The organism is Acidiphilium sp. 34-64-41, from assembly GCF_002282635.1.
In the GTDB taxonomy this organism is placed as follows: domain Bacteria; phylum Pseudomonadota; class Alphaproteobacteria; order Acetobacterales; family Acetobacteraceae; genus Acidiphilium; species Acidiphilium rubrum.
Window position 1 is genome coordinate 1 of sequence record NZ_NCJX01000113.1, and the last position, 8,219, is coordinate 8,219.

At 66.8% G+C, this 8,219-nt stretch carries 7 protein-coding genes; 5 read left to right on the top strand and 2 right to left on the bottom strand.

What is annotated here, in order from left to right:
* Window positions 1–63 precede the first annotated feature (63 nt).
* Window positions 64–1,497, bottom strand: coding sequence for a type VI secretion system contractile sheath large subunit (gene tssC, locus B7X49_RS16895; RefSeq protein WP_286704203.1), 1,434 nt, complete (start codon window positions 1,495–1,497; stop codon window positions 64–66).
* A gap of 2 nt (window positions 1,498–1,499) precedes the next feature.
* Complete coding sequence (gene tssB, locus B7X49_RS16900) at window positions 1,500–2,012, bottom strand: type VI secretion system contractile sheath small subunit (protein WP_029312514.1); 513 nt, start codon at window positions 2,010–2,012, stop codon at window positions 1,500–1,502.
* Window positions 2,013–2,299: 287 nt separating this feature from the next.
* Between tssB and B7X49_RS16905 the strand changes: the two genes are divergently transcribed.
* From B7X49_RS16905 to B7X49_RS16925, 5 genes are read left to right on the top strand one after another with little or no spacing between them, the layout of a single operon-like run.
* Window positions 2,300–3,139, top strand: a complete 840-nt coding sequence (locus B7X49_RS16905; protein ID WP_286704204.1) for a type VI secretion system accessory protein TagJ — start codon at window positions 2,300–2,302, stop codon at window positions 3,137–3,139.
* Window positions 3,136–3,654 carry a type VI secretion system baseplate subunit TssE gene (tssE, locus tag B7X49_RS16910; protein ID WP_286704205.1) on the top strand — a complete coding sequence of 173 codons (519 nt, stop codon included), beginning with the start codon at window positions 3,136–3,138 and terminating at the stop codon, window positions 3,652–3,654. The genes B7X49_RS16905 and tssE overlap by 4 nt, the downstream gene beginning before the upstream one ends.
* Window positions 3,647–5,464, top strand: coding sequence for a type VI secretion system baseplate subunit TssF (gene tssF / locus B7X49_RS16915; protein WP_286704206.1), 1,818 nt, complete (start codon window positions 3,647–3,649; stop codon window positions 5,462–5,464). Before tssE ends, tssF begins: the two co-directional genes overlap by 8 nt.
* Complete coding sequence (tssG, locus tag B7X49_RS16920; RefSeq protein ID WP_286704207.1) at window positions 5,461–6,540, top strand: type VI secretion system baseplate subunit TssG; 1,080 nt, start codon at window positions 5,461–5,463, stop codon at window positions 6,538–6,540. Before tssF ends, tssG begins: the two co-directional genes overlap by 4 nt.
* Window positions 6,537–8,075 carry a class I SAM-dependent methyltransferase gene (locus tag B7X49_RS16925; protein ID WP_286704208.1) on the top strand — a complete coding sequence of 513 codons (1,539 nt, stop codon included), beginning with the start codon at window positions 6,537–6,539 and terminating at the stop codon, window positions 8,073–8,075. The genes tssG and B7X49_RS16925 overlap by 4 nt, the downstream gene beginning before the upstream one ends.
* Window positions 8,076–8,219 lie beyond the last annotated feature (144 nt).

Consider the following 8,219-nt stretch of genomic DNA (forward strand, 5'->3'; position numbering starts at 1 on the left):
GGGGAAAAGCCAGTTCGTCACGCTGGTGAATGTCAATGGCCGCCATGGCGGGGGCCACTAGCCCTAGTGGGTGTCTGAGTCAACCGGATAGGCACGGTACGAACCAGGCTTGCCGGGGATCTCCTTGACCTCGACCTTGGCTTCCCGCAGCGGATATTTCGCTTTCATTTCCGGCCCGGCATCGGCATTGCCGTTCACGTAATTGCCGATCCAGCGGTTCAGCCAGTTTTCGCAATCCTTGGCTTCCATGAACGAGCCGATCTTGTCGCGCGCCATCACCTTCAGGAAATGCGCGAACCGCGACGACGCCATGATATAGGGCAGGCGCGAGGAAATCGAGGCATTGGCGGTCGCATCCGGCCGGTCGTATTTTTTCGCCTTCTGCGTCGATTGCGCGCCGAAGAACACCGCATAATCGGTATTCTTGTAGTGGCAGAGCGGCAGGAAGCCGAGGTTCGAGAGTTCGAACTCGCGCCGGTCGGTGATGCCGATTTCGGTCGGGCATTTCGCATCCATGTCGCCATCATCGGATTGGAACACGTGGAACGGCAGATTATCCACCTTGCCGCCGCCCTCGGCACCGCGGATCGCGACACAGAAGCCGGAACTCGCAAAGCTCGCGGTTAGCCGCTCGCCCATCATGTAGGCGGCATTCATCCAGCAATAATCATGATGATCCATCGATTGCGCGGCGCCGGCGGCGTTGAACGGCGCCTCTTCGTAGTTGAACGTCTCGACCGGCGCGGTCGCGGCGCCATAGGGCACCCGCGCCAGCGTGCGCGGCATCACCAGCGAGACGAACCGCGCATCCTCGGTTTCGCGAAAGCCGCGCCATTTGGCGTATTCAGCGGTCTCGAAAATCTTGGAAAGATCACGCGGCTTCGATAATTCGGTCCAGTCCGAAAACCCGAACATCCCGGCACCCGCCGCCGAAATGAACGGCGCGAACGAGGCCGCCGCCACGTTGGAAATCAGGCGCAAACTCTCGATGTCGTCAGGATGGTTGGTCCATTCGTAATCGCCGATCAGCGCGCCATAGGGCTCGCCGCCGGGTGTGCCGAACTCGTTTTCGTAAATCTTCTTGAACAGCTGGCTCTGATCGAACTCCACCGCCTTGGTCAGGTCGCGGTTGAGCTCGCGCTTGGTCATGTTGACCACTTTGATCTTGAGCGATGTGCCGGTCTCGGAGTTCATCACCAGATGATTGAGCCCGCGCCAGCTCCCTTCGAGCTGCAAGAACCGCGGATTGTGCATGATCTCGTTGAGCTGGGTCGACATCCGCCGGTCGATTGCGGCAATCGCGCGGTCGATCGTGCGGGTCAGGTTCTTGTCGAACGTCACGGTGCCGGACAGTGCTTCCTGCACCAGCGTCTTCACAAGGTCCTGCGCCCGGTCGGGTTCGGTCTGCTTGGTCGCGCCCACCACCTGGTCGAGCAGGCTGACCTGCTCGGTCTCGGTCGTGGTGGTGCTCGCCGCTTCGGATTTCGTGCCTGACATGATCAGCCCTCCTTGCCGGCGCCGAGGCCGAGTTCACCTGACAGCGCCTTGAGCTCGCCATCGTTTTGCAACACCTGCTCGAGCAATGATTCCAGCTGTTCCGAACGATCCGCCTTGCTCATCAGGTCGCGCAGCTTGTTGCGGGTCTCGAGCAGCGCTTTCAGCGCCGGCACCTGCTCCACCACCCGCTCGGGATCGAAATCCTCGATACTGTTGAACTTCAGGTCCACCGCCATCTGGCTGCCGTCGTCAGCGAGCTTGTTATCGACCTTGAGCTTCAGCCCCGGCGCCATCCGTGCCATCACGTCGTTGAAATTGTCACGATCGATCTGGATGAACTTGCGCTCGGCCAGCGGCTTTAGCGGTTGCGTCGGATCGCCGGAAAAATCGCCCAGCACGCCCATCACGAAGGGCAGTTCCCGCACGATCTGTGCGCCCTCCGTCTCGACGTCATAGGTAATATGCACCCGCGGTTTGCGTACGCGGTTGAGTTTTTCATGAATGCTGCCGCTCATTGTCCGGTTCCCCAAAAAACGTCGAAAATCGATGCAAGATCGTCCGATGCAAAAACGCTTGTCTCAGTCTTGGCACAGTTCTGGCCGGGCGATCCGCAACGCACATCGTTGCAAAATCGCCCATTGGTTGCAATGTTAGCCTGTCCTTGCCGGGTCGTAAACAAACTCGTTGTTTCGTCATAAAAATAAACGCGAACCTCATTGTCGCAATCGCAACCAGCCATTGCGCGCCCAGCGCCGTTTCAATACTAATCGCATTAACGTCAAAGATGCCGGGAGGGTGAACCATGCCGAGCGACCAGACTGCGACCCCGATCAACGCAACATCCCCCGCCGCAGGCAGCGCCGGTGCCGCGTTTCGCGCCGGCCAGCTCGATGCCGCGGTCGCCGCCGCCACCGCCGCGGTGAAGGCAAAACCGACGGATGTTGCCGCCCGCATCCTGCTGGTCGAAATGCTGGTGTTCGCCGGCAATTTCGAACGCGCCGATGTCCTGCTCGATGCCGCCGGCCAGCTCGACCCGGCCGCCGCGCTGGTCGTCGCCGAATTCCGCCAGCTGCTGCGCGGTGAAATGGCCCGCCGGCAATTATACCGCGATGGCAGGGTGCCGGAGTTTCTCGGCGAACCAGGCCCGGTCGAACAATCCCTGCTCGCATCCCTGGTCGCCCAGCGCGCCGGCGACCTGGAGGCGGCACGCGAGGCTGCCGCCGCCGCCGAAGCCGCGCGCACCGCCCGCCCCGGCACGGCTGACGGTGCCGCCTTCACCGATTTTCGCGATGCGAGCGATACCACAGCGGGGATTCTGGAAGTCCTGACCACGACCGGTAAATACTTCTGGGTGCCGATTTCGCGTGTGACCGAAATCACCTTCCACAAACCCGCCCGCCCGCGCGACCTGATCTGGCGGCGCGCGAGCCTCGCGGTCGAAGCCGGGCCGGACGGCGATGTCTATATCCCCGCCATCTATGCCGTGACCGGCGAACCCCCGGCCGATGAGTATCGCCTCGGCCGCGCGACTAATTGGCAGGACCACGCCGGCCTGGTCACCGGCATCGGCCAGCGCGAATTCCTGGTCGGCGACGATGCGGTCCCGATCATGGATCTCGGCACGCTCGTCTTCGCAGCATGAGCCAGACCCCGTTCAACGACCGGGTGCGCGATGCCGGGGCGCGCGTGCAACTCTCCCCGCTCGACCGCCTGTTCGATGACGCGCCCGATCGTGACCGCGACCGCCCGCTCTCGCCCGGCGAAGCGATGACCGTGCTGCGCCGCTCGGTCCGGCGCGATCTCGAAGCGCTGCTGAACGCGAAGCGCCGCTGGCACAGCCTGCCCGGCAAACTCACCGAACTCGCAGGCTCGGTCGCCGGCTACGGCCTGCCCGACTACACCTCCGGCAGCATGGCCGACCCCGGCGCGCGCGAAGCCTTCCGCGCCGAGGTCGAGCGCACCATCAAAACCTTCGAGCCGCGCTTCGCCCAGGTCGCGGTCGTGCTGGTCAAGGCGGAAAACCCGCTCGACCCCACGCTGCACATGCGGATCGACGGCCTGCTGCACGCCGAACCCGCGCCGGAGCCGATCAGCTTCAACACGATCGTCGATGCCACCTCGGCCGAAATCGAAGTCAAGGGCGAGCGCTTTGTCTGACAGTCTGCTGCCCTATTTCAACCGCGAACTGCTGGCGATCCGCAAACTCGCCGCCGAATTCGCCGATACCCACCCGAAAATCGCCGGCCGCCTGCGCCTCTCGCCCGATGCGGTCGATGATCCCCACGTCGCCCGCCTGCTCGATGGCGTCGCTTTCCTCTCGGCGCGCGTCCACAAACGCCTCGACGATGAATTCCCCGAGCTGACCGATGCGCTGCTCGGCGCGCTCTACCCCGGTTTTCTCGCCCCGATCCCCGCCTGCGCCATCGCCCAGTTCGACTGCAAGCCCGATCTGCAGGCGAACGTCCGGCTCGATGCCGGCTTCACCCTGGAATCCGAACGCGTGCGCGGCCAGGCCTGCCGGTTCCAGACCGCCTATCCCGTCTCGCTCTGGCCGATCCGCATCGAACAGGTCCGCCTTGCCGGGCAACCCTTCGTCGCCCCGGCCAACCCGCTCGCCCCCGGTGCCGCCTCGGTCCTGCGCATCGTGCTCGGCACCATGGCACCCGAAATGAGCTTCGCCAAACTCGGGGTCGATCGTCTGCGGTTCTATCTGCGCGGCGGCCAGGCGATCGCGCCGCATTTGTATGAACTGCTCGCCGCCCACACCGTCGGCGTCGCCCTCGCGGTCAGCCCGGGCGATCCCAGCCCCGTGCTGCTCGGGCGGGAAGCCGTCATCCCGGTCGGCTTCGGCGAGGACGAAGCCCTGCTGCCCTGGCCCGCGCGCGGCTTCACCGGGTTTCGCCTGCTCGCCGAATATTTCGCGTTCTCCGAAAAATTCATGTTCATCGATCTCGACGGGCTGGACCGCAAGACCCTCGCCCTCGCCGGCAACCGGCTCGAAATCTTCATCTATCTCGACCGCTCCGCCATCGAACTCGAACGCGCGGTCAGCGCCGAACACCTCGCCCTCGGCTGCACGCCGATGGTGAATATTTTCCCCCAGCATTGCGAACCCATCCGCCTCGACCAGACCGACACCGAATACCGCGTCGTGCCGGATGCCCGCCGCGCCACCGGCATGGAAATCTGGGGCATCACCGCCGTGCGCGAGACCGATCGCGCCGGCAACACCAGGCCCTGGCAACCCTTCTACCGCGCCGGCCAGGGCGGCCCGGATACGCCGGGCGGCTATTACCTCGAAGCCCGCCGCCCCGCCGCCGCCCCGCTCGGCGGCACCGAAACCTTCCTCGCCCCGTTCGCGCCGGAGTTCGACCCCGCCGCCCCGGCCGATACCGTGCTCTCGGTCGATGCGCTCTGCGTCAACCGCGACCTGCCCGCCGCCCTGCCGTTCGGCGGCGGGCACCCCTACCTCACGCCGATCTCGCCGCACGACGGCATCGCCCGCGTCGCCTGCCTCACCCCGCCCGGTGCCACGCTGCGGCCACGCCTCGCCGAACGCGGTGCGTGGCGGCTGATCTCGCACCTCTCGCTCGGTCATCTCTCGGTGGTCGGCGGTCCGGAAGGTGCCGCGGCCCTGCGCGACGTGCTCCGCCTGTACGACCGCGCCGAAACCGCCGAAACCCGCGCCGCGATCGAGGCGCTGATCGGCGTCGCGGCCAAACCCGGCACCGCGCGCCTGCCGGGCGGGCGCCTCGGCAGCTTCTGCCGCGGGCTCGACGTCACGCTGGAATTCGACCCGAAACCCTATCAGGAAAACGGCCTGTTCCTGCTCGGCGCCGTGCTCGAACGCTTCCTTGCCCTGCACGGCACGATCAATTCCTTCGTGCGCACCACCCTGCGCCTGCGCGGCCGGGTTGATCCCGCCATGCGCTTCCCACCCCGCGCCGGCCACCGGACGCTGCTATGAACCCACCCCGCACACCCGAAGGCGCGCTCGCCCGCCTCGCCCGCACGCCGGCAAAATTCCGCCTCGGTGCCGCCATCCGCCTGCTCTGGCTCGCCGCCGCAAGGCGCGATGTGGGCGAGGCGATCGCCTTCACCGCGCCCACCACCCTCGCGCACCCGACCGCCGAGGTCGATCACGCAAGCGCCCCGCAGGCCGGCCGCGCGACGCTCGCCACCAGGCTGATCGGCCTGCTCGGCGTCTCCAGCCCGCTGCCGCGCTGGTATACCGAGCTGGTCGCCCAGGCGACCCGCGCCCGCTCGCCCGCGATGGCCGATTTCGTGGCGATGCTGGCGCAGCGCCTGATCGCCGGCTTTGCCACCGCCGGCACCAAATACCGCCCGCACCTCGCCGCCGAACTCGCCCATCACACGGGCAATGCCGACGCACGGATAGCGCCAGACCCCGCCGGCGAAGTCCTGCTGGCGCTCACCGGCTTCAACACGCGCCACCTGATCGACCGCCTCGCGGTTGGTGCGATGCCGATCCAGCACTACGCCGGCTTCTTCGCGAGCCGCCCGCGCTCGGCGGACCGGCTGCGGGCCCTGCTGTCGGACTGGTTGAACCGCGACGTCACGATCGATGAATTCGCCGGCGGGTGGCTCCGCCTCGACGCCGACAGCCAGAGCCGCATGCCGCGCGGCCGGATGCCCGGCCAGTTCAACCGCCTCGGGCGCGACTGCGCCGCCGGGGCCCGCGCGTTCGACCCGCAGGCCCGCTTCATTATCCGGATCGGGCCGTTGTCGCACGACGCCTTCGAAGCCCTGCTGCCCGACCGGCCCCGCCTGCATCATCTGGTCTCGATGGTGCGCGCCTATGTCGGCATGGAGGTCGATTTCGCGGTCAACCTCGTGCTCGATCCGGATGCGATCCCCCGCGCCCAGCTCGGCGGCACCACCGCCCCCCGCCTGTCCTGGACCGGCTGGCTGCCGATCGCCACCCCCGGGCTCAGCGGCCGCGCGCGCGCCGATCAGGCGCTGTTCAATGCCACCACGATCGAGGCTCTGCCGATCCCCCGGCTCAGCGCGGTCGCACCATGAGCTGGGGTGCCGGCTACGTCACCGATATCGCCTACGCCCCCGGCTATTACGCCGAGCAATCGCCCCGGCTGATGGCGCTCGCCGCCCTGGTCAACGGTTTTGCCGCCACCATCCCCGCGCGCGACGAACCGTTCCATTTCGTCGATATCGGCTGCGGCCTCGGCTTCTCCGCCCTGGTGCTCGCCGCCACCAACCCGGGCTGGACCGTGACCGGGCTCGATTTCAACCCTGCCCATATCGCCCGCGCCCGCGCCATGGCGGAAAGTGCCGGGATCACCAACTGCCAGTTCATCGAGGCCGATTTTACCCGCTTCACCGGCGCGGACCTGCCCGATGTCGACGCCGCCAGCCTCCACGGACTCTGGACCTGGGTCAGCGAACCGGTCCGCCAGGGCGTCGTGCGGTTGCTCGCCGAAAAACTCAAACCCGGCGGGCTCTGCCACGTCAGTTACAATGTCCTGCCCGCCTGGCGCGGCATGATCGGCCTGCAACGGCTGATGCGCGAAGCCGGCAGCCGCCTCGCGTTCCGCGCCGATCGTCAGGCCGCGCAGGGCTTCGCCATGGTCCGCCGCCTGATGGACGCCGGCAGTGCCGCGATCGACCCGTCCGCCATCCGCATCATCGAACATTGCGCCGATAAACCTGCCGCCTACCTCGCGCATGAATTCATGAACGAAGCCTGGGCGCCCTGCTTTCACCACGACGTCGCCGCCGCGCTCGCCGACGCCAAACTCACCTACGCCGGCTCACCCCGCCTGCTCGAAAACTTCCCCGCCCTGGCACTCGACGATACCGCCCGCGCGATCGCCGCCGAATTCGAAGATCCCTCGATGATCGAACTGCTCAAGGACGCCACCGCCAACCAGCCCCTGCGCCACGATATTTTCGTGCGCGGTGCGACCCGGCTCGACCCGATGACGCGGGATGCCATCCTGCGCGCCGTCCCGATCGGCCTCACGGTGCCCTACGCCACGCGCAAGCTCACCTTCGAATCCGCTGCCGGCCAGGCCACGATGAACGCCGGCCTCTACGAACCCGTCTTCGCCTACCTCGCCGAAGGCCCCGCGACCATCGGCGACCTGCTCGCCATCGCCCGCGCGTCCCACCCCAACGACAGCCAAGGTAACCCCGCCGAACTGCTCGCCATGCTGATCGGCACCGGTCAGGCCATCATGGTGCCCGACGCCGCCGCCCGCATGGATCCGCCCAGCGTGCGTCTCAACGCCGCCATGTTCACCGAAAAAATGCGGGGCAACAGCGTGATGAACCCGGTCGCCCTGGCCGTCCCCGCCCTCGGCGGCGGCATCTCCCTCCCGGGTCTCGCCGCCTTCGCGGTCCTGCGCCAGCACGACTGGCTCAGCGAAGCCACCATCAACAACCCCCTGCCGGAACCCGACCCCACCCGCCTCGCAGCTTGGGCAAACCAGGCCGTGCCGGACGGCGACCCCAACACGCACGAAACCCTGATCACCGGCTTCAAAACATTCTTCGCCAACCAGGCCCCCACACTCCGCCGCCTTGGCCTCGTGTGTTGAACCCGGCTGAGGCCGGATGGCTGGGGCCTTGGGGCTTAAGTAAGTAAGGCGGGGGGCTTTGCCCCCTCGACCCCCACTAAGGGCTTAGCCCTTAGAACCCGCTAGTTTTAGGCAAGGGGAGGGCGCTGCCTCGGATTTTCCGTC

What these genes read in the sequence shown, in the direction of transcription:
- B7X49_RS16925 (WP_286704208.1), top strand. Translation starts at nt 6,537, where the DNA reads ATGAGCTGGGGTGCCGGCTACGTCACCGATATCGCCTACGCCCCCGGC.
- tssC (WP_286704203.1), bottom strand. Translation starts at nt 1,497, where the DNA reads ATGTCAGGCACGAAATCCGAAGCGGCGAGCACCACCACGACCGAGACC.
- tssE (WP_286704205.1), top strand. Translation starts at nt 3,136, where the DNA reads ATGAGCCAGACCCCGTTCAACGACCGGGTGCGCGATGCCGGGGCGCGC.
- tssB (WP_029312514.1), bottom strand. Translation starts at nt 2,012, where the DNA reads ATGAGCGGCAGCATTCATGAAAAACTCAACCGCGTACGCAAACCGCGG.
- B7X49_RS16905 (WP_286704204.1), top strand. Translation starts at nt 2,300, where the DNA reads ATGCCGAGCGACCAGACTGCGACCCCGATCAACGCAACATCCCCCGCC.
- tssG (WP_286704207.1), top strand. Translation starts at nt 5,461, where the DNA reads ATGAACCCACCCCGCACACCCGAAGGCGCGCTCGCCCGCCTCGCCCGC.